This window comes from Pseudomonas sp. PS01299 (assembly GCF_029960145.1).
GTDB lineage: Bacteria > Pseudomonadota > Gammaproteobacteria > Pseudomonadales > Pseudomonadaceae > Aquipseudomonas > Aquipseudomonas putida_A.
In genome coordinates this window covers 1-19,917 of sequence record NZ_JASCPO010000102.1, presented here as the reverse complement: position 1 = coordinate 19,917, position 19,917 = coordinate 1, and the positions used below count along the sequence as shown (strand labels likewise).

Annotated in this window: 16 protein-coding genes and 6 tRNA genes; 14 read left to right on the top strand and 8 right to left on the bottom strand. The window is 59.9% G+C overall.

The genetic code is table 11. The features are described from left to right. Window positions 1-101: 101 nt before the first annotated feature. Entirely contained in the window at window positions 102-1,106 is a 1,005-nt protein-coding gene (locus tag QMX91_RS18170; protein ID WP_223009589.1) for an NADP-dependent oxidoreductase, read from the bottom strand. Between the two features lie 239 nt (window positions 1,107-1,345). On the opposite strand from QMX91_RS18170, the gene QMX91_RS18165 reads away from it, so the two are divergent. The 3 genes from QMX91_RS18165 (at window position 1,346) to QMX91_RS18155 (ending at window position 5,727) form a co-directional block, all read left to right on the top strand. Further along, window positions 1,346-2,107: an SDR family oxidoreductase gene (locus tag QMX91_RS18165; protein WP_096796779.1), complete on the top strand. Its 762-nt coding sequence runs from the start codon at window positions 1,346-1,348 to the stop codon at window positions 2,105-2,107. 191 nt (window positions 2,108-2,298) lie between these two features. After that, window positions 2,299-3,651 (top strand): PLP-dependent aminotransferase family protein, encoded by a 1,353-nt coding sequence (locus tag QMX91_RS18160; RefSeq protein ID WP_282413145.1) that lies wholly within the window; start codon window positions 2,299-2,301, stop codon window positions 3,649-3,651. A 108-nt stretch (window positions 3,652-3,759) separates the two neighbouring features. After that, window positions 3,760-5,727 carry a methyl-accepting chemotaxis protein gene (locus QMX91_RS18155; RefSeq protein WP_135296344.1) on the top strand — a complete coding sequence of 656 codons (1,968 nt, stop codon included), beginning with the start codon at window positions 3,760-3,762 and terminating at the stop codon, window positions 5,725-5,727. Window positions 5,728-6,318: 591 nt separating this feature from the next. On the opposite strand, the gene QMX91_RS18150 is transcribed toward QMX91_RS18155, so the two are convergent. Beyond that, the gene (locus QMX91_RS18150; protein WP_171061878.1) at window positions 6,319-7,077 is read right to left on the bottom strand and encodes a hypothetical protein; all 759 of its coding nucleotides are present in this window, start codon (window positions 7,075-7,077) and stop codon (window positions 6,319-6,321) included. Between the two features lie 384 nt (window positions 7,078-7,461). On the opposite strand from QMX91_RS18150, the gene QMX91_RS18145 reads away from it, so the two are divergent. The 6 genes from QMX91_RS18145 to QMX91_RS18120 all read left to right on the top strand — a co-directional run bounded on the left by QMX91_RS18145 (window position 7,462) and on the right by QMX91_RS18120 (window position 8,083). Next, window positions 7,462-7,537, top strand: a tRNA-Glu gene (locus QMX91_RS18145). A 2-nt stretch (window positions 7,538-7,539) separates the two neighbouring features. Further along, a tRNA-Gly gene (locus tag QMX91_RS18140) sits at window positions 7,540-7,615 on the top strand. Window positions 7,616-7,719: 104 nt separating this feature from the next. Continuing rightward, window positions 7,720-7,795 (top strand) — tRNA-Glu (locus tag QMX91_RS18135). A gap of 3 nt (window positions 7,796-7,798) precedes the next feature. Continuing rightward, window positions 7,799-7,874, top strand: a tRNA-Gly gene (locus tag QMX91_RS18130). Between the two features lie 55 nt (window positions 7,875-7,929). Then, window positions 7,930-8,005, top strand: a tRNA-Glu gene (locus tag QMX91_RS18125). A gap of 2 nt (window positions 8,006-8,007) precedes the next feature. Then, window positions 8,008-8,083: transfer RNA gene (locus tag QMX91_RS18120), tRNA-Gly, on the top strand. Window positions 8,084-8,214: 131 nt separating this feature from the next. Here QMX91_RS18120 and QMX91_RS18115 read toward each other — a convergent pair. The 4 genes from QMX91_RS18115 to QMX91_RS18100 form a co-directional block, all read right to left on the bottom strand. Then, window positions 8,215-9,954 carry a dipeptidase gene (locus tag QMX91_RS18115; RefSeq protein ID WP_282413144.1) on the bottom strand — a complete coding sequence of 580 codons (1,740 nt, stop codon included), beginning with the start codon at window positions 9,952-9,954 and terminating at the stop codon, window positions 8,215-8,217. Window positions 9,955-10,153: 199 nt separating this feature from the next. Continuing rightward, complete coding sequence (locus QMX91_RS18110; RefSeq protein WP_282413143.1) at window positions 10,154-10,792, bottom strand: LysE family translocator; 639 nt, start codon at window positions 10,790-10,792, stop codon at window positions 10,154-10,156. A gap of 1 nt (window position 10,793) precedes the next feature. Next, window positions 10,794-11,564, bottom strand: a complete 771-nt coding sequence (locus QMX91_RS18105) for a 2OG-Fe(II) oxygenase (protein WP_258675651.1) — start codon at window positions 11,562-11,564, stop codon at window positions 10,794-10,796. 90 nt (window positions 11,565-11,654) lie between these two features. After that, window positions 11,655-12,281 carry an alanyl-tRNA editing protein gene (locus QMX91_RS18100; RefSeq protein WP_139054884.1) on the bottom strand — a complete coding sequence of 209 codons (627 nt, stop codon included), beginning with the start codon at window positions 12,279-12,281 and terminating at the stop codon, window positions 11,655-11,657. A 90-nt stretch (window positions 12,282-12,371) separates the two neighbouring features. Here QMX91_RS18100 and QMX91_RS18095 point away from each other — a divergent pair, with 90 nt between their 5' ends. Beyond that, window positions 12,372-13,370 carry a LysR family transcriptional regulator gene (locus QMX91_RS18095; protein ID WP_282413142.1) on the top strand — a complete coding sequence of 333 codons (999 nt, stop codon included), beginning with the start codon at window positions 12,372-12,374 and terminating at the stop codon, window positions 13,368-13,370. Between the two features lie 64 nt (window positions 13,371-13,434). Here the strand turns inward: QMX91_RS18095 and QMX91_RS18090 are convergent, their stop codons facing one another. After that, entirely contained in the window at window positions 13,435-13,842 is a 408-nt protein-coding gene (locus QMX91_RS18090) for a PA2817 family protein (RefSeq protein ID WP_007967565.1), read from the bottom strand. An 89-nt stretch (window positions 13,843-13,931) separates the two neighbouring features. Next, the gene (locus QMX91_RS18085; RefSeq protein WP_282413141.1) at window positions 13,932-16,379 is read right to left on the bottom strand and encodes an acyl-CoA dehydrogenase; all 2,448 of its coding nucleotides are present in this window, start codon (window positions 16,377-16,379) and stop codon (window positions 13,932-13,934) included. Between the two features lie 248 nt (window positions 16,380-16,627). Between QMX91_RS18085 and QMX91_RS18080 the strand changes: the two genes are divergently transcribed. The 4 genes from QMX91_RS18080 (at window position 16,628) to QMX91_RS18065 (ending at window position 19,796) form a co-directional block, all read left to right on the top strand. Further along, entirely contained in the window at window positions 16,628-17,287 is a 660-nt protein-coding gene (locus QMX91_RS18080) for a transglutaminase family protein (protein ID WP_098965047.1), read from the top strand. Between the two features lie 43 nt (window positions 17,288-17,330). Further along, entirely contained in the window at window positions 17,331-17,954 is a 624-nt protein-coding gene (locus QMX91_RS18075) for a glutathione S-transferase (RefSeq protein ID WP_282413140.1), read from the top strand. 133 nt (window positions 17,955-18,087) lie between these two features. Further along, window positions 18,088-19,020 carry an ABC transporter ATP-binding protein gene (locus QMX91_RS18070; protein WP_027612335.1) on the top strand — a complete coding sequence of 311 codons (933 nt, stop codon included), beginning with the start codon at window positions 18,088-18,090 and terminating at the stop codon, window positions 19,018-19,020. Next, entirely contained in the window at window positions 19,017-19,796 is a 780-nt protein-coding gene (locus tag QMX91_RS18065) for an ABC transporter permease (protein WP_282413139.1), read from the top strand. Before QMX91_RS18070 ends, QMX91_RS18065 begins: the two co-directional genes overlap by 4 nt. Window positions 19,797-19,917 lie beyond the last annotated feature (121 nt).

The window sequence follows — 19,917 nt, the reverse complement described above, 5'->3', positions numbered from 1 at the left end:
CGCGAATGCGGTGGATCAGTCGAAATTGATATCGACTGATCCACCGCATTCGCGAGCAAGCCCGCTCCCACAGTGCTTTTGGTGTGTTGTCGCGTTAAGTTTCAGACCTTCAGCACCAACTTGCCGAAATTCTCCCCGCTGAACAATTTCATCAGCGTCTCCGGAAAGGTCTGCAGACCTTCGACGATGTCTTCCTTGCTCTTGAGCTGCCCCTTGGCCATCCAGCCGGCCATTTCCTGCGCGGCACTCGCGTACTGCGCGGCGTAGTCCATCACCACAAAGCCTTCCATGCGCGCACGGTTGACCAGCAATGAAAGGTAGTTGGCCGGGCCTTTGACCGCGTCCTTGTTGTTGTACTGGCTGATGGCGCCGCAGATCACCACCCGGGCTTTCGGTGCCAGACGGCTGAGCACAGCGTCGAGGATCTCGCCGCCGACGTTATCGAAATACACATCAACGCCTTTCGGGCACTCACGCTTGAGTCCGGCCAGTACATCTTCGTGCTTGTAATCGATGGCGCCGTCGAAGCCCAGTTCATCGATCAGGTACTTGCACTTGTCGGCACCACCGGCGATGCCGACGACCCGGCAGCCTTTGATCTTGGCGATCTGCCCGGCAATGCTGCCCACCGCGCCGGCAGCCCCGGACAACACCACGGTGTCACCGGCTTTCGGTGTGCCGACGTCGAGCAGGGCGAAGTAGGCGGTCATGCCGGTCATGCCAAGGGCGGACAGATACACCGGCAGCGGCGCCAGTTTCGGATCGACTTTGTAGAAACCTCTGGGTTCGCCAAGGAAATAATCCTGCACGCCGAGGGCGCCGTTGACGTAGTCGCCGACGGCAAAGCCCGGGTTGTTCGAAGCGATGACCTGGCCCACGCCCAAGGCGCGCATGACTTCACCGATTTCTACCGGCGGGATATAGGACTTGCCCTCGTTCATCCAGCCGCGCATGGCCGGGTCGAGGGACAGGTATTGGTTCTTCACCAGTATCTGACCAGCGCCCGGTTCGCCGACCGGGACTTCCTGGTAGGTGAAGGTCTCACGGGTCGCAGCACCCACCGGGCGTTTGGCGAGGAGGAACTGGCGGTTGGTCTGGCTGGTCATGGCAGGCACTCGAACTGAATGAAGCCTTGTTGATAGACCCTCGAGGCCAATGCCGCAAGGTTGGCTGATGCGGCGAATGCGCAATGATCCAGTGCAGTGATAGTGGCCCACAGGCTTTTATCACTGCGACGGATGAAGGCATAAACAGCCTTCTGATAGTGCTGACTCGGGACGGGCCCCGGTGACTATGCTGCGAGTCTGCAAATCCCTCCTGCATCTCTCCCTTCGAGGACATAACAATGAGCATGACGTTTTCCGGCCAAGTGGTCGTAGTCACCGGAGCGGCCAACGGTATCGGCCGGGCGACCGCCCAGGCGTTCGCCGCCGAAGGTTTGAAAGTGGTGGTGGCCGACCTGGACACGGCAGGGGGCGAAGGCACCGTGGCGCTGATTCGTACAGCCGGCGGCGAAGCGACCTTCGTACGCTGCAACGTTACCGTCGAAAGCGAAGTGAAGAATCTGATGGACGAGGTGATCAATACCTACGGTCGCCTGGACTACGCCTTCAACAATGCCGGGATCGAAATCGAGCAAGGCAAACTGGCCGACGGCTCGCTGGACGAGTTCGACGCGATCATGGGCGTCAACGTCAAAGGTGTGTGGTTGTGCATGAAGTACCAGTTGCCGTTGTTGCTCGCTCAGGGCGGCGGGGCGATCGTCAACACCGCGTCGGTGGCGGGCCTTGGCGCGGCACCGAAGATGAGCATTTATGCGGCGTCGAAACACGCGGTGATCGGCCTGACCAAGTCGGCGGCGATCGAATACGCGAAGAAGAAAATCCGCGTCAACGCCGTGTGCCCGGCGGTGATCGACACCGACATGTTCCGTCGCGCTTACGAGGCTGACCCGAAGAAAGGCGAGTTCGCCAACGCGATGCACCCGGTGGGGCGCATCGGCAAGGTCGAGGAAATCGCCAGCGCCGTGCTGTATCTGTGCAGCGATGGCGCGGCGTTTACCACCGGTCATTCCTTGGCCGTGGATGGCGGCGTCACGGCTTTCTGACGCCGAGTGGCAATACTCTGGAACCCGCCTCAGTGCGGGTTTTCCTGTTGCTGGGCGCCCGTTCCGTTAAACCGCTAAACAATGTGTATCAAACGGTTAGAACGGCTGCTTTTGACGGCGTTGTCGCACAGCCTGAGCGACGCGGCTGTGATTTACTGCCGCCAGCAAAATGGACAGGAGTTTGCGTGCTCATGGAATTGAGAATTGACCGACAGGCAATGGTGCCGGTCGTACAGCAGATTGTTGATGGCATGACTGAGTGGATCTCGCGAAGCGGTGTGGCGCCGAGCACGCGCTTGCCCTCCGTCAGGCAGATTGCGCGCTCCAATCTGCTGAGTCAGTCGTGTGTGGCCGAAGCCTGCGAACGGCTGGTGGCGCAAGGCGTTCTGGCCCCGCGTCAGGGCGCCGGGTTCATGGTGGCCGCGCAGGGCCGTGGGGTGATCGGGATTGACTGCGGGCAGGCACACAGCGGGTTGAAACTCGGCGAGGGAGGCTTGCCGCAGAGCTGGCGTGAATCCGACGACCTGAGTTATGCGATCCGTCAGGTGGCCCGTACCGACATGGCGAGTCTGTTCAATTACAGCAGCCCGCTGGGGCTGCCGGCGTTACGCGAGCAGATCGTCAAACGCCTCAGGCTGATCGGCGTCGAGGCTCTGGATGAACAGGTGCTGACGACCTCCGGTGCGAGCCAGGCGCTTGATCTGCTCGCGCGCACATTGTTGAAGGCCGGTGACTGCGTTGTCGTCGAAACCCCGGGCTATGCGCCGCTGTTCGAGCTGTTGCGCCTGTACGGCGTGCAGTTGCTGGAAGTGCGCCGCACGCCGAGCGGGCCGGATCCCCAGGCGCTGGAAGCACTGTTGCGGCAGTTCCGGCCGGTCGCGATGTTCATCAACAGTCACCACCACAATCCCACCGGCTCTTGCCTGACCCTTGGCGTTGCCCAACAGATCCTGCGGTTGTGCAACGCTCACGATGTGCGAGTGATCGAGGACGATGTCTACGCCGACCTGCACAATGGCAATGGCACACGCCTGGCGGCACTCGATGAGCGAGTGATCTATGTCGGCAGCTTTTCCAAGACACTGAGCAGCTCGCTGCGCGTCGGGTTTGTGTACGCCGAGCCAGCGCTGATAGCGCGGCTGGGGCGAATCAAGATGATCAGTAGCATGGGCGCTTCGAGTTTCAATGAGGCGGTGCTGACCAGTCTTCTGGCCAATGGCGCCTATCGCAAAATGGTCCAGCGCCAGCGTCAACGGTTGAATACCGATCGGGTCGTCGCGTTGCAGGCGCTGGAAGACGCCGACTGGGAGGTTTTCGGTAAGCCGTGTGGCGGCCTGTTCATCTGGGCCCGTGCCCCGCTGGGCGATACTGGCCGCTTGCACAGTCAGGCGCAGTGCAATGGTGTCAGCCTTTGCGACCCGGGGGCCTTCAGTCCGAGTGGCGAACCCAGTGAGTGGCAGCGGATCAACGTGGCCTATGCCTGTGATCCGAGGGCCCGGCAGTTTTTTCGCAGTACCGGTGTGAATCGACCTCAAGCGTTCTGAAAACGACGCGTGCGTAGCTTTTTGCCATTATTCCGACGCCAGAGACTTGTGCTGCTCCATGGCCGTTGCGAATCTTCGGCAACAGACTTTGGCAGGGGGCTTCGCGCAATGATTTCCGCCGTGCAAGGACGTTTTGCCAACCTCGGTATGGCGAAGAAACTGGGTATCGGGTTCGTGCTGGTGCTGCTGTTGACTGCGCTGGTGGCTGCCATTGGTGTCTGGTCCCTGCAGACCATCAGTCAGCGCTTCGATGGGCTGAAGCAGATGTCATCACTCAACAGTGCACTGCTCAAGGTGCGGCTGCTGGAGCAGGACTATGCGCTGCACAGCAACCCGAAAACCGTCGATGCCTTGCACGAAGGCGTAGACGGTTTGCTGGCTCAGGCCGCGCAACTCAAGGCGCAGTCCCCGGCCAACGTGGCGGTGATGAGCGATGTCGAACAGGCACTGGGCGCTTATCGCAAGGCTTTCGATGAGTTTGTCTCGCTGACCCAGGCCAAGGATCTGGCGCTGGAAATGGCCAGTTGGTCGGTGTCCAGCGTGGCCAATAACCTGGACGTACTGCAGGCCGGTCTGGCCGATGATGGCGCGTATACCTTGAAGGACACCGAAGGCAAGGACGGCGCACAGTTCATCGAACAGGCCAGCCAGGTCAGCCAGGTGTCGCGGCTGATGTTGCAGGCGATGAACGAGGCGCGGGTTCGTCTGGACCAGAGCCGCAAGGGCGATGCCGACAGCGCCGGCAAGGGCAACATCGAGCAGGCCGCTCAGGCGCAGGCTCAGGCCGAGCAGTTGAAGACCACGGTCAAGGACGAGGGCTACCTGACGGTACTCAATGAGGTGTCCGGGCACATCGCCGGATTCAACGACAAGCTCGCCGAGTACACCGGCCTGCTGGCCCAGGAAAAAACCGTCTACGAACAGTTGCACCAGCGTGCAGCGCAGGTGATGGCGCGCGTGGATCAGGCGTATGGCGCCGAGGATGGCGCGATGCAGGCGGAATTGAAGAAGAACTCGGTGTTGATCATCGGTTCTTCGGCGCTGGCGTTGCTGGTGGGGCTGATTGCCGCGTGGCTCATCACCCGGTTGATCGTCGCGCCGCTGCGCAGTGTGATGCGGGTGGCACAGCAGATTGCGGCCGGGGATTTGAGTGCGAGGGTGGAGGTCACCCGGCGTGATGAGATCGGGCAACTGATGCTGGCGATGCAGCAGATGGGCACCGGGCTGAGCACGATCGTCAGCGGTTTGCAGGCGGGCATCGAGCAGTTGGCCAGTTCCGCGCAATCGCTGTCGGCGGTAACCGAGCAGACCAACCTTGAGGTCAACAGCCAGAAGGAAGAGACCGAGCAAGTGGCCACGGCCATGAACCAGATGACCGCCACCGTTCATGACGTGGCGCGCAATGCCGAGGAGGCGGCGCTGGCCGCACAAACGGCGGATGCCAAGGTCGAGAGCGGGCAGCAGGTGGTGCGCCAGAGCATGGTGCGGATCGAGCAACTGGCGGATTCGGCGACGTCGGCCAGTTCGAGCATCGAAAGCCTCAGTGCGCAGATCCAGAACATCGGTACGGTGCTGGATGTGATCAAGAGCGTTGCCGAGCAGACCAATCTGCTGGCGCTCAACGCCGCAATCGAGGCGGCGCGGGCCGGGGAGCAGGGCAGGGGCTTTGCGGTGGTGGCTGATGAGGTTCGCGCGTTGGCGCGGCGTACACAACAATCCACCGAGGAGATCGAGCGTCTGGTCAGTGCGTTGCGCTCGGCGGCGCATTCGTCGGTGCAGCAGATTCAGAGCAGTGGTGACTTGGTGAAGCTGGCGGTCAGTGATGCGCTGCAGACCGAGAGTGCGCTGGGCAGTATTGCGGCGGCGGTTTCGTTGATTCAGCAGATGAATCAGCAGATTGCGGCGGCGGCGGAGGAGCAGAGCTCGGTGGCTGAGGAGATCAATCGCAGTGTTACGAGTATTCGTGCGAGTGCGGATCAGTCTTCGATGGCGATGCGGGGGAATGCGGTTTCGAGTGTTGAGCTGGCGCGGTTGGGGGGGGAGCTCAAGGGGATGGTTGGGCATTTTCGGCTTTGACTTGGCGGCCTCTGGGCCGACCAGGTTCTTGGGGTTTTGGGTGAATATCCGTTGCTGCGGTAACGGCTTCTTATGGTTCCGCTCTTACAGCGGCTCACTTTTCCAGACGCCGAAAAGTAAGCAAAAGGCTTGGCCCCGGCGTTCGGCCCTCGCTTAGGCTCGGGTTCCTTCGCTCCGGGATTCATCCGGGGGCATCGCCTCCGGTTTGCTTCGCTGCACCTCCTCTCGATGTGTTTGGCTGCGCCAAACGGTCGCTGCGCTCCCACCCCCGGATAAACCCCTCCACTCAGCCTGCCGACGGGGCCGGCACGGCAAGATCAAGAGCTTTCGGCGAGCTGACACTCGGCCATTTGAGTGGTGAAGAGCGAGGCGGTGCACTATCTCGCTCTTCTGTAGGAGTGAGCCTGCTCGCGATGGCGGCCTGACAGCCGACCAATCTCCAACTGAATAAACTCATGCCCACTGTGGGAGCGGGCTTGCTCGCGAAGAGGCCTGACTGCCAACCAATCTCTAACTGAATGTTCGCAATGGCAGTCAGCCCACCCCCCACAAAAAAGCCACCTCTCGGTGGCTTCTCTTAACTCTCGACCATCAGTCGTAAATCACTTTCTTCTTCCAGTCCGCATCGGCTTCGACTTCTTTGAGGCCTTCGGTCAACTGGTTCACTTCGCCTTCAACCGGAGCAATCTTGTCCATGACCTGGGCATTGGCGCGGGCCAGGAGTTTTTCCAGGTATTGCAGTTGTTCCGAGTACATCTGCGGGTCTTGCTGTTTGCGCAGGTATTGCACGCCGCGTTCGAAGGCGAGGCGGGCCTGGCCGGGTTGGTTTTGTTGCAGGGATTGTTGGCCGAGGTTGTTGAAGAATTCGATGTGCAGCAGGACCAGGATGTGGCGGACTTCCTTGATCCAGTGTTTGGCTTCGTTCGGTGGCAGGAAGCCGTCGTGGGCGGCGCGGGTGATCTGGCCGTGCAGGGCTTCGAGCAGGAAACGGACGTCCTTGGCTTTGGCTTCGGTCAGGATCGGTGCCGGCGGGTTGTTGACCGGGATCGATTCGCCTTGGGCCACCAGTGCGCTGAGTTCGGTGATCCGTGCCTTGGTCGTGGCGCTGGTTTTTTCCAGGTTCAGCAGACGTTGGCAGACGTTCAGTTCCAGTCGGGTCAGCAGCAGCTTGAGTGCCGGGGTCATGAACTGGCCGGGGAAGGTTTCGGTCAGTTCGCCGCAGCGGCGCAGGCGGTCGTTGAGTTCGACTTTGGTGCGGGCCTTCTCCAGTTTGTTGTTTTCCACCACATGGTTCATGTAGCCAATGGCGATCAGAATTGCGATCCCGGCTATGACTAGCAGGGTGATCATGAGTGGTGTCACCGGTAAGACCTCTTTATAGGGTTCGCATGCGAGTGTAGTGGCTGGACATTCAGGCGCCCAGCGCCGCTCGACGAGTTGATTCAGCAGCTTCTGTCTATATCGGCTGCACACTGCTTATATGAATGCTGGCGCAAGGTGCGCAGATTGCCATCATTGTGTTGCGGACTATAACGCCTTGGCGTGTGGCGGAATATAGGCGTCAATCGTCGGGCGACGGAAAAGCCCGAATGCTCCCGTAAAGCAGGTCGAAGTCATTGATTTAAATAAATTTATATTCGGGGGTTGACGACCTCTCAAACCATCCATAGAATGCGCGCCACTTGCAGCGTAAAGCACACAGCGAAACGCGGCAGGGAGTGAATGTTGTAGCGTGTCCCCTTCGTCTAGTGGCCTAGGACACCGCCCTTTCACGGCGGTAACAGGGGTTCGAGTCCCCTAGGGGACGCCAATGCGGGAATAGCTCAGTTGGTAGAGCACGACCTTGCCAAGGTCGGGGTCGCGAGTTCGAGTCTCGTTTCCCGCTCCAATTTTAAACAGCACTGCTTTTGGGCGGGGCTGAGTGAAACCAGAACCAAGTCTTCGGATGCGGGTCTGGACACCGAAACACACACCATGTGTTCCGGGTAGCGTGTCCCCTTCGTCTAGTGGCCTAGGACACCGCCCTTTCACGGCGGTAACAGGGGTTCGAGTCCCCTAGGGGACGCCATTTGCGGGAATAGCTCAGTTGGTAGAGCACGACCTTGCCAAGGTCGGGGTCGCGAGTTCGAGTCTCGTTTCCCGCTCCAAATTCTAAAAGCGCCGCTCAGTGAGCGGCGTTTTTATTAGTGAAAGTTGTAGCCTGTCCCCTTCGTCTAGTGGCCTAGGACACCGCCCTTTCACGGCGGTAACAGGGGTTCGAGTCCCCTAGGGGACGCCATTGCGGGAATAGCTCAGTTGGTAGAGCACGACCTTGCCAAGGTCGGGGTCGCGAGTTCGAGTCTCGTTTCCCGCTCCAATTTCACAAAAACGCCGATCAGTGATGATCGGCGTTTTTGTTTGTGCAGCGTTTTGTACGCAACAAAAAAGGACCTTCGGGTCCTTTTTTGTTTTCACGTCAGGCCCGCTGAATCACGGGCCCATGCCTTATCAGAGCTTCGGTAGCTGGCCGACACGGCCCATCATCTCAGTGACGATCTGCAGATCCAGCAGGAACTGGTCAACCGTCTTGAACTCGCCATCGGTATGCCCGGTGTATTTGACTTCAGGCCGGGCCAGGCCGAATTGCACGCCGTTCGGCAATTCATGCACCGAGGTCGCGCCGGCAGACGTGCCGAACTCGTGCTTCATGCCGAGGTTTTCAGTGGCCACCGCCAGCAGTGCCTTGACCCATTCGCCTTCCGGATTGCGGTACATCGGTTCGGCGATCGAGTAAGTGAAGTCCACGGCAACGTGGGATTTCTTGCTCCAGGCCGCCAGTTTGTCAGCGATTTGCTTCTTCAGCACTTCTGGCGATTTACCCTTCGGCACGCGCAGGTTGACTGCCAGTTTGAAGGCTTTGTCGTCCACGCCGACGTAGGTCAGCGAGGTGGTCAGCGGACCCATGAACGAATCGGAGAAGTCCACGCCGAGTTTTTTACCCAGATAATCCAGGCCCCAGTTGGTGGACGCATAGCGTGCAGCGTCGGTGATCTGGTTGTGCTTGAGCGCCACCTTGCCGTCGAGGCTGTTGATGAAGTCGAGCATCCGCGCGACCGGGTTGACGCCGGACTCGGGTTCGGAGGAGTGCGCTGACACACCGGTGACGCTCAGCTTGACGTCTTTGCCGTCAACCTTGGCCGCGACTTCGAAGTCACCACCGTGTTTTTTCGCGTATTCGCTGCCGGCTTTCTGCAGACTCGCAGCCAGTTGCTCAGGCTTGTCGGTGACGAGTGTCGCCACCGAAACCGATGGAATCTGGTTGGTTGCCAGGCCGCCGGTCATCGAGATGATTTCTGCGCCGTTGCCTTCAGCCTTGCGCAGCGGGAAACTGGCCATGACCGTGCCGTAGCCTTTCTCGGCGATGACCACCGGGTAGCCACCGTCCAGCGCCATGTTGTAGTTCGGCGTCGGGTTGTGTTCGAAGTAGTACGGGATCGCGTCGCCGGTGGTTTCTTCGGTGGTGTCCACCAGCAGTTTGAAGTTGCGTGCCAGCGGCAGCTTTTCTTCCTTGATCACTTTCATCGCGTACATCGCGACGACGATGCCGTTCTTGTCGTCTTCGGTGCCGCGACCGTACATGCGGTCGCCGATCAGCGTGACTTTGAACGGGTCGAGTTTGGTGCCGTCCTTCAGCACCCAGTTTTCCGGGGTGACCGGCACCACGTCGGCATGCGCGTGAATGCCCACGACTTCGTCGCCGCTGCCGTCGAGGGAGATTTCATAGACGCGGTTGTCGACGTTGCGGAACTTCAGGTTGAACGATTCGGCCAGGTTCTTGATCTTTTCGGCGATCTTGATGAACTCCGGATTGTCGTGCTGGGCCACGCCTTCTTTCTGGAAGGTCGGGATTTCCACCAGTTCGCGCAGGGTTTCCAGGGCGGCTTTGCCGTACTTGGCGCGGGTGTAAATGCCCAGCAGGCGGTAGATCTCGTTCTGCTGTTCCGCGCTCGGGGTCTTGTTGTCGAGAAAGGCGTTGATCGCCAGGCCGAGGTTGTCGGTTTTACCCAGGTCGCTCTTGCCTACGGCACCCAGAAACTGGCGGAAGTCGGTGAGGCTCGCCTCATCGAAACTCTTGAGAATGACTGCGCTCTGTTGCGGAGTGATGTTGGCCTGCGCGGGCAGGGTGAACGCAGAAAAGCTGGCCAGGATCAGGCTGGTAGCGGCCAGTCGCTTGAGAGAAAAATTCATTGCGGTGGGCATTCCTTTGCAGGCAGTTGAGTGGAAGTGTTTGAAAGTTGAAACAAATCTTTTCCAAACTAACACCGCGAAGGTGTTGAAGGGGAGCCCCTGAAGTGGGATCCGTCGCACAGAAATGCAAAAGCGGCGCACAAACGAAAAAGGCCCGAGCAGTGTGCAACTGATCGGGCCTTGTCTTTGGGCGCAGCGTTTACATCGACAGCACCAGCCTGCCGGCGAACAGAATCAGGATCACGCCCATGCTGCGCTCGAACCAATGGCCCATGCGCATGAACAGGGTGCGTACCCGGGTGCTGGAGAAAAACAGCGCGACGATCACGAACCACAGCGCATTGACGAAGCACATCCACACCCCGTACAGCGCCTGAATATTCAGCGGGGTGCTGGCGCTGATGATCGTGGTGAAGATCGCCAGGAAGAACAGCGTGGCCTTGGGGTTGGTGGCATTGGTCAGAAAACCGGTGCTGAACGCCTTGAACAGCGACTGCTCGACCAGCGGTTCGTCAGCGCTTTTTTCGCCTTCGAGCGTGGTCTTCGGTTTACTGCGGATCAGGCTGATGCCGAGGTAAAAGATGTATGCGCCACCGATCACCTTGGCCACCGTCAGCAACCACGACGTGGTGTGCATCAGGGCGCCAACGCCGAGCAAGGTGTAGAGAACGTGCACCGAAATGCCGGCGCCGATGCCCAGTGCGGTGCAGATGCCCACCAGTCGGCCGAAGCGCACGCTTTGGCGAATGGTCACGGCAAAGTCCGGGCCGGGAGCGACCACGGCCAGAAAGTGAATGGTGGCCAGCGCCAGAAACTCGCCCAGGTAGTTCGATAACATCTCAGCTCCAGAAGGTCAGGGGTGAAGCATTGCCGCGATAGCCGACAAAGAACGAAAGGCTCAGACGCGGATCCGCCACGCCCGGGGTCACCGAGTGCATGCAGCGCGAATTGAACATGATGAAATCGCCCGGCTCCGGCCGCACTTCCAGGGTCGGTGGGCCGAGCCGCGCCGGGTCGATGCCGTAACTGTCGCCGCGCATCTGGTCGAACTGATCCGGGGTGATGTCGTCGTCCCACATTTGCAACGCGCCGCCCTCGGTCGGCATGTTCAGGTAGACGTTGCAGGCGAACTGCGCCTCCAGGCTGCGGGCCTGAAAGCTGTCCGGGGCGTCCTTGGCGAAAATGTCGTGGTGGGCGAGGAAGCACACGCCGGGTTTGACCACCCGCGACAGGCCGACATACATCTTGCGGCCATAGAGGTTTTCCAGATGCGCGCCGGCCGGCCACGACTCGTCGAGCATGCAGCGCAGGGTGTCGACCGGCGAGGAATAGGGCGCACAGCGCTCGCGCAGTTCGGCGATGTTGCGGGTGGCGCGCTCGAAGTAGTCCTCGATCAGCAGCGGCTGGTTTTCCGCCTCGTAAAACGCCATGCCGATCCGGCCGATGCTCGGCGCGTTGATGTAGCCCTCAAAGCCCGGAGCAAGAATCTTGTCGCCAATCTCGATCGCCAGCGGCTCGGGCAAGAAGCCTTTGACGCGGATGGCGAGGACTTCTTCGTTGGCCAGTTTTTTTATGCACGTCTCATCGAGACGCTCGACGTCTAGCATCATTGTTTTTAGGTCCATCTATCGATAGTCAACGGAACCGGCGAGTGCGGTTCCACCGGCGTCGGACGCTGCGCGGAGCAGCGCCCGAGAAGCTTAATCCACGCTGTAGTGGACGGATAACGTGCCTTTCTTCTGCGAAAGCGAGGCGATCGTGACTGTGCCCAAATCCTTCAGGCTGCGTACGTGGGTGCCACCGCAGCCATAGGCCGGTAGCTCGCCAAAACCAATTTCCCGCGCGCCTTCACGCAGTGAGGTCAGGCGCGGCAGATCGTGTTCGATCCACTGACTGATACCGTGTTGAACGGTAGGTGCGTCGACTTCCTGAGCGGCATCGCCCGGCTTGAATTGCACTCGGCCCTCGTCCGGCCAGTGGTGCGCCTTGATCGGCGTCCAGCCCATGGCCTGCACGAAATGCCCGATCAGGTGCCCGGCCGAGTGCATGCGGGTGTTGTAGCGGCGACGTTGTTCATCCACGTGAATACAGGTCATGCCGGGTTTTACCGGACGATCGACGTAATGCACGATCCGGTCAGGTTCCTGCACCACGCGCAGCACCTGGCTTTCGCCGATCATGCCGGTGTCACAAGGCTGACCACCGCCTTGCGGATGAAACAACGTGGCGCGCAGCACCACGGCAAATTCGTTCTCGTGGGGCGTGCAGTCGAGGACTTCCACATTAGCCTTGAGGTCATCACTATGGAAAAAGAGGCGAAGCGTCATATTCCATGCCCTTATTAAAGTGTCTGTTTTTATTATATGAATCGTGCAATAACGTGATAATCCGTTCAAACATCAAAGGACTTGTGCGCTGTGAGCATCAATCTTCCGCTGCCACTGCTCGGTGAAATGGCGATCTTCGTCAAGGTCGTGGAGATCGGCAGTTTTTCCGAGGCGGCCCGCCAGTTGGGCTCGTCGCCGTCGGCGATCAGTCGCAGCATTTCCCGCCTGGAAAAGGCCCTGGCTACGCGTTTGCTGCAGCGCACCACGCGCAAACTGCGCTTGAGTGATGGTGGCGAGGAAGTGTTCAAGCGCTGTCAGGAGATGGTCAGCGCCGCCAAATCGGTGATGGAGATCAGTGGGCAGTTCACCCACGAGGCGGAAGGGCTGGTGCGGGTCAGTGTGCCGAAAGCGGTCGGGCGTTTCGTGATTCATCCGCACATGCCTGAGTTTCTGCGGCGTTATCCGAAAGTCGATGTCGAGTTGCTGCTGGAAGACCGCCAGGTTGATTTGATTGACGATCATGTCGACCTGGCGATTCGTATAACTGATCGACCGCCGGCCGGGCTGGTCGGACGGCAGTTGCTGACCATCGACCATTTGCTCTGCGCCACCCCGCAATACCTGGCCGAACATGGCACGCCGACTCACCCTCACGATCTGCTCAATCACAGTTGCATCTATCTGGGGGAAACCCCGAGCGATGCGCGCTGGAAATTCAAGAAGGGCAGTAAAGCGGTGACCGTCGGCGTACGTGGCCGCTATGCCGCCAACCATACCGGCGTGCGGCTCGGGGCAGTGTTGCAGCACATTGGTATTGGCAGCCTGCCGTACTTCACCGCGCGCTATGCGCTTGAGCAGAAGTTGATTGTGCAGGTGTTGCCGGAGTGGACGTTCCTCGCTTCTTACCACGGTGGTCTGTGGTTGCTGCATTCGCCCACGCGCTACCTGCCGCCGAAGCTGCGGGTATTCATCGATTATCTGGTGGAGTGCCTGGAGAAGGAGCCGACGTTGAGCAAGCCGGGCAAGGCGGGGGCGCCGAATAATCTGGCGATGGCCTACGAGCTGCCCGAAAGCGAAGGATTGTTGTAAACGCCGAACAATAAAAAGGCCCGCATGAATCACCATGCGGGCCTTTTCTTAACCGGGCAGAAAATCAGTGCTTGCTGTCCTGAGCAGACATCGCCAGCAACTGTTTTTCCTGATTCCAGTCGAACGGTTCATCGTTCTGTTCGGCTTCGTAGCGACGTTCTTCCAGTGCCTGATACAGATCGATTTCTTCATCGGACAGGTAGTGCAGGCAGTCACCAGCGAAGAACCACAGCAGATCCCGCGGGATCAGGTGGGCTATTTGCGGATAACGGGTAATCACTTGGGTCAGGATGTCCTGGCCCAGGTACTGGCTTTCGATCGGATCGATCGGCAGGGACGCCAGCAGTTCGTCAAAGCGCTCCAGGAACAAGGCATGGCTTTCTTCGGGAACCTGTTCGGCCTCACCTACGGCGACCAGGATACTGCGCAGATGGTCGAGCAAAACCAGATGATCGGCAACGACGTTGGACACGAGATAAGTCCTCAAGAGCAAAACGGGCGCGGGAGTATAAAGCTCTCGTGCCCGTTTTTCACAAATAAACAGCTACACGGTCGTCGGCATCAGCGGACTTTGCCTTCTGCCTGTCTCAGCTCTTCCTTGTCGAAATCATCGACGTCGATCACCTTGCGCCGTGCTGCTTCGGCATCGCGCAGGGTCTGTGCTTCCTGCGGTTGCAACACCCCGGCCTCCAGTGCGGCGTCGATGGCGTGTTCGCCAGCCACCGGTTTGACCTGACCGCTCTTGAGCGAGGTGTGCAGTTTTTTGTGCAGCGGTTGGGCGGCATTCAGCAGATCGCTGGCGTGTTGCAGGGCACCGACGGCATCGTCGACGGACTGCGGGCGATAGCAACCGGCGAGCAGTTCTTCGAGGGTCGGATCGCCTTTGGCACGACCGATCACCGCTGCCACTTCGGCGCCGAGCTTGTCCGACGGGCCTTTATGGCGACGGCCGAACGGGAACACGATCACCCGCAGCAGGCAGCCAAACACTTTGTTCGGGAAGTTGCTCAGCAGCTCATCCAGTGCCCGTTCCGACTGGCCGAGGCTTTCTTCCATGGCCCAACGGAACAGCGGCTCCATATGCGCCGGCGAATCCAGGTCGTGATAACGCTTGAGCGCAGCGGAGGCCAGATACAGGTTGCTCAACACATCGCCAAGACGTGCGGACAGGCGTTCCCGGCGCTTCAGTTCGCCACCCAGCAACATCATGCTGAAGTCGGCCAGCATGGCAAATGCCGCTGCCTGCCGATTGAGTGCGCGGAAGTAGCCCTGACTGATCCTGTCCCCGGGTGCATGTTCGAAGTGGCCGAAGCCCAGGTTCAGCACCAGGGTGCTGGCGGCGTTGCCGACGGCAAAACCGATGTGCTTGAGCAGCAGGCCATCGAATTCTTTCAGTGCCTGTTCTTTGTCTTCGCGACCGGCGAGGGCCATTTCCTTGAGGACGAACGGATGGCAGCGAATGGCGCCCTGACCGAAAATCATCAGGTTGCGCGAGAGGATGTTCGCGCCTTCCACGGTGATGAAGATCGGTGCGCCGTTCCAGCTGCGTCCGAGGTAGTTGTTCGGACCCATGATGATTGCCTTGCCGCCGTGCACGTCCATGGCGTGGGTGATGCACTCGCGGCCGCGTTCGGTCAGGTGATACTTGAGGATCGCCGACAGTACCGACGGTTTCTCGCCCAGATCCACCGCGTTGGCGGTGAGCATGCGCGCGGCGTCCATCATCCAGGCGTTGCCGCCGATGCGTGCCATGGCTTCCTGAATGCCTTCGAAGGCCGACAACGGGACGTTGAACTGCTCACGAATCTGCGCGTATTGACCGGTCACCAGGCTGGTGAATTTGGCCGCGCCAGTGCCGACTGCCGGCAGCGAGATCGAACGCCCGACCGACAGGCAGTTCATCAGCATCATCCAGCCCTTGCCGAGCATTTCCTGGCCACCGATGAGGTAGTCCAGCGGGATGAACACGTCTTTGCCCGAGTTCGGGCCGTTCATGAACGCTGCACCCAGTGGCAGGTGACGACGGCCGATTTCCACACCCGGTGTATCGGTAGGAATCAGCGCCAGACTGATGCCGAGATCTTCCTTGTCGCCCAGCAGATGCTCCGGGTCATAGGCCTTGAAGGCCAGGCCCAGCAGGGTCGCGACCGGGCCGAGGGTGATGTAGCGTTTTTCCCAGTTCAGACGCAGGCCGATGACTTCCTGGCCTTCCCATTCACCTTTGCAGATGATCCCGGTGTCCGGCATGGCGCCGGCATCGGAACCGGCCAGCGGGCCGGTGAGGGCGAAGCACGGAATGTCGTCGCCACGGGCCAGCCGCGGCAGGTAGTGGTTGCGTTGCTCATCGGTGCCGTAATGCAGCAGCAGTTCGGCCGGGCCGAGGGAGTTGGGCACCATCACCGTGGAGGCGAGGTCACCGCTGCGGGTCGCGAGTTTCATTGCCACTTGCGAGTGGGCATAGGCCGAAAAGCCCTTGCCGCCGAATTCCTTGGGAATGATCAGGGCGAAGAAGCCGTGTTCCTTGATGTGGCTCCAGGCTTCGGGCGGCAGGTCCATCGACTGGCCGATCTGCCAGTCAGTGACCATCGCGCAGAGTTCTTCGGTGGGGCCGTCGATGAAGGCCTGTTCCTCTTCGGTCAGTTGCGCTTTCGGGTAGGACAGCAGCTTGTCCCAGTCCGGACGGCCACTGAACAGTTCACCGTCCCACCACACGGTACCGGCATCGATCGCATCGCGTTCGGTCTGCGACATCGGCGGCAGGGTTTTCTGGAACCAGTTGAACAGCGGCGCGGTGAAGTGTTTGCGGCGCAGGTCGGGCAGTAGCAAAGGCGCGGCAACCGCTGCGAGCACAACCCAGAACACCAACAGCAACCAGCCCGGAGCATGGCTGAAAATGCCCATCGCCAGCAGGTATACGGCGACGATACCCAACGCGGGCAGGGGGGCGATGCGGCGGTGGGCGAGATACGCCACACCGACGATCAGAACCAGTATCCACAACAACAGCATATGTAATCCTCCGTGAACCAAGGCAAACCGACCCTCCAGAGCTTAGACGGCATCTGTAAAACGGGGTGGTCAGAACATGGTGATTGAACTCGTGGGAAACCCCGGATGGTTTTCGTAGGTTCGGTGGGCAACACCCGTGGGAAATCGTTCGCCGTTCCCGCGTCTTTGCGTGCATGTTTGGCCGAAACGTCGTTATCTCTGTGCTTGAGCTGTCGCTAGACTCGGGACTCACCCAGGAGAACATCGTCATGCGCGAGTATCTGAGTCCCGGCCGCTTCATCGATAGTGACCACCCGGCGGTGGTGGAGTTCGCCGAACAACACCGCGGTGCCAGCCGCGACCCGCTCGCGCAGGCGATCAGTCTCTATCACGCCGTGCGCGATGCGGTGCGCTACAACCCGTATACCTTCAGCCTCGACCCGCAAACCCTGTGCGGCAGCTATGCGCTGGCCACCGGGGAAAGCTATTGCGTGCCCAAGGCCACATTGCTGGCCGGGTGCGCACGGCATTGCGGCATTCCCGCACGCATCGGTCTGGCCGACGTCAAGAATCACCTGTCGACCCCGCGTCTGCTGGAACTGCTGCGCAGCGATGTGTTTGCCATGCACGGCTACACCGAGCTGTTCCTCAATGACCGTTGGGTCAAGGCCACGCCGGCCTTCAATCAGCAACTTTGCGAGCTGTTCAACGTCGCACCGTTGGACTTTGACGGCATCAGTGACAGCGTTTTTCACCCATACAACCGTGACGGCGCGCTGTTGATGGAGTATCTGGTCGATCATGGTCAGTTCGTCGATGTGCCGGAGCGGTTCTTCTTCGAGCACTTGAAAAAGTGCTACCCGCATCTGTTCGGCGAACGTCAGGCGAAGGTGTTGGGCGATATGCAGAGTGATTTGAGTCGGGTCTGATCCGGCGTATGCTGCCTGCCCACGCATTGGAAAAGAGGCGGTCATGCTGAAGATCTGGGGACGGAAAAACTCATCGAATGTCAGGAAGCCGCTGTGGGCCGCCGAGGAGCTGGGCCTGGCCTACGAGGCGATTGACGCCGGTGGCGCCTTCGGTGTGGTCGACACGCCTGAATACCGGGCGATGAACCCGAACGGCCGGGTGCCGGTGATCGAGGATGACGGCTTCGTGCTGTGGGAATCGAATGCCATCGTGCGTTACTTGCTGGCCAGGCATGCGCCGAACAGCGCCTGGTATCCGTCAGACCCGCAAGCCCGGGCCATTGCTGACAAGTGGATGGACTGGACCACCTCAAGTTTTGCCGGGCCGTTCCGCACCGTGTTCTGGGGCGTATTGCGTACCCCAGCGGACCAGCAGGACTGGCCGGCGATCAACGCCGCAATCAAGGAATGCACCGCGCTGCTGGCCATGGCCGATCAGGCCCTCGCCAGCCAGCCGTACCTGTCCGGCAGCGAAATCGGCATGGGCGATATTCCGCTGGGCAGTTTCATTTATGCCTGGTTCGAGATGCCCATCGAACGTGCCGCGCAGCCGCATCTGCAGGCTTGGTACGCACGGCTGAAGCAGCGTCCGGCCTATCAGAAAGCAGTCATGACCGCGTTGACTTGATAATAACTATCGACACTCTTGACTGTACTTGTGTGGCGGCGGCAAGCACCATTGCGCTCATGCGCCGTGGTTGTTTTGTTCGCCGCCCGGCCCAATCTTTCCTTTTCTTCCCTTCTTGGTGCGTAAATCCGATATGAGTTCCGCTCTGTCCATCCGGCAGCTAACCAAAACCTACGGCAACGGGTTCCAGGCCTTGAGTGGTATCGATCTGGACGTCGCCGAAGGTGACTTTTTCGCCTTGCTCGGCCCCAACGGCGCCGGCAAATCCACGACCATCGGCATTCTCTCGACCCTGGTCAACAAGACCAGCGGCACGGTGAATATCTTCGGTCATGACCTGGACAAGAACCCCGCCGCGCTCAAGCGCTCGATCGGTGTGGTGCCCCAGGAATTCAACTTCAACCAGTTCGAAAAGACTTTCGACATCGTCGTGACCCAGGCCGGTTACTACGGCATCCCGGCGAAGATCGCCAAGGAACGCGCCGAGCAGTACCTGACCCAGCTCGGCCTGTGGGACAAGCGCGATGTGCCGTCGCGTTCGCTGTCCGGCGGCATGAAACGCCGACTGATGATTGCCCGCGCCCTGGTGCATGAGCCGCGCCTGCTGATCCTCGATGAGCCGACCGCAGGCGTCGACATCGAACTGCGTCGCTCGATGTGGACGTTCCTCACCGAGCTGAACCAGAAAGGCATCACCATCATCCTCACCACGCACTATCTGGAAGAGGCTGAGCAGCTGTGCCGCAACATCGGCATCATCGACCACGGCACCATTGTCGAGAACACCAGCATGAAACAGCTGCTGGGCCAGCTGCACGTCGAAACCTTCCTGCTCGACCTGAAAAACGACTTGCACGCCGCGCCGCAACTGATCGGCTATCCCGCTCGGTTGCTCGACGGCCATACCCTGGAAGTCCAGGTCGACAAATCCATGGGCATCACCGCGCTGTTCACTCAATTGGCGCAGCAGAATATTGAAGTGCTGAGCCTGCGTAACAAAACCAATCGCCTCGAGGAGCTGTTCGTGTCTCTGGTAGAGAAGAATCTGTCGAAGGTGGCGGTATGAGTTCCGAGTTCCGCCCCAACCTCGTCGCCCTCCAGACCATCGTTTATCGCGAGGTCAAACGCTTCACGCGGATCTGGCCGCAGACCCTGCTGCCGCCGGCGATCACCATGGTTCTGTACTTCGTGATCTTCGGTAACCTGATCGGCAAGCAGATTGGCGGCATGGGTGGCTTCAGTTACATGGAGTACATCGTGCCGGGGCTGATCATGATGTCGGTGATCACCAACTCCTACGGCAACGTGGTCTCGAGTTTCTTCGGCAGCAAGTTTCAGCGTTCCATCGAGGAACTAATGGTCTCGCCGGTGTCGCCGCACACGATTCTGATCGGCTTCACCATTGGCGGCGTGCTGCGTGGCTTGATGGTCGGGGTGATCGTGACCATTCTGTCGCTGTTCTTCACCCATCTGCAGGTGCATCACCTCGGCGTGACCTTGCTGGTGGTGATCTTGACCGCGACGATCTTCTCGCTGCTGGGCTTCATCAACGCGGTGTTTGCGCGCAACTTCGATGACATTTCGATCATCCCGACGTTTGTGCTGACCCCGCTGACTTACCTCGGTGGCGTGTTTTACTCGATCACCTTGCTGCCGCCGTTCTGGCAGACCGTGTCGCTGGCCAACCCGGTGCTGCATATGGTCAATGCCTTCCGTTACGGCATTCTTGGCGTATCGGATATCCGCATCGGTATCGCAATCACCTTCATGGTGGTGGCGACGGTGGTGTTGTACCTCGGTTGTGCGCGGTTGCTGGTGAGTGGGCGCGGGATGCGGACCTGATCCGAAACCGCGTCGCTGCCATCGCGAGCAGGCTCACTCCTACAGAAGGGCGCGTTCCAATGTAGGAGTGAGCCTGCGCGGGATGGGGCCGATTCAGACGCGTCAAAAAAACGGCCGCCCA

Bases quoted from the DNA above. Each gene is read 5' to 3' on its own strand.
- QMX91_RS18170 (WP_223009589.1), bottom strand. From the start codon at position 1,106: ATGACCAGCCAGACCAACCGCCAGTTCCTCCTCGCCAAACGCCCGGTG.
- QMX91_RS18165 (WP_096796779.1), top strand. From the start codon at position 1,346: ATGAGCATGACGTTTTCCGGCCAAGTGGTCGTAGTCACCGGAGCGGCC.
- QMX91_RS18160 (WP_282413145.1), top strand. From the start codon at position 2,299: ATGGAATTGAGAATTGACCGACAGGCAATGGTGCCGGTCGTACAGCAG.
- QMX91_RS18155 (WP_135296344.1), top strand. From the start codon at position 3,760: ATGATTTCCGCCGTGCAAGGACGTTTTGCCAACCTCGGTATGGCGAAG.
- QMX91_RS18150 (WP_171061878.1), bottom strand. From the start codon at position 7,077: ATGATCACCCTGCTAGTCATAGCCGGGATCGCAATTCTGATCGCCATT.
- QMX91_RS18115 (WP_282413144.1), bottom strand. From the start codon at position 9,954: ATGAATTTTTCTCTCAAGCGACTGGCCGCTACCAGCCTGATCCTGGCC.
- QMX91_RS18110 (WP_282413143.1), bottom strand. From the start codon at position 10,792: ATGTTATCGAACTACCTGGGCGAGTTTCTGGCGCTGGCCACCATTCAC.
- QMX91_RS18105 (WP_258675651.1), bottom strand. From the start codon at position 11,564: ATGATGCTAGACGTCGAGCGTCTCGATGAGACGTGCATAAAAAAACTG.
- QMX91_RS18100 (WP_139054884.1), bottom strand. From the start codon at position 12,281: ATGACGCTTCGCCTCTTTTTCCATAGTGATGACCTCAAGGCTAATGTG.
- QMX91_RS18085 (WP_282413141.1), bottom strand. From the start codon at position 16,379: ATGCTGTTGTTGTGGATACTGGTTCTGATCGTCGGTGTGGCGTATCTC.
- QMX91_RS18080 (WP_098965047.1), top strand. From the start codon at position 16,628: ATGCGCGAGTATCTGAGTCCCGGCCGCTTCATCGATAGTGACCACCCG.
- QMX91_RS18075 (WP_282413140.1), top strand. From the start codon at position 17,331: ATGCTGAAGATCTGGGGACGGAAAAACTCATCGAATGTCAGGAAGCCG.
- QMX91_RS18070 (WP_027612335.1), top strand. From the start codon at position 18,088: ATGAGTTCCGCTCTGTCCATCCGGCAGCTAACCAAAACCTACGGCAAC.
- QMX91_RS18065 (WP_282413139.1), top strand. From the start codon at position 19,017: ATGAGTTCCGAGTTCCGCCCCAACCTCGTCGCCCTCCAGACCATCGTT.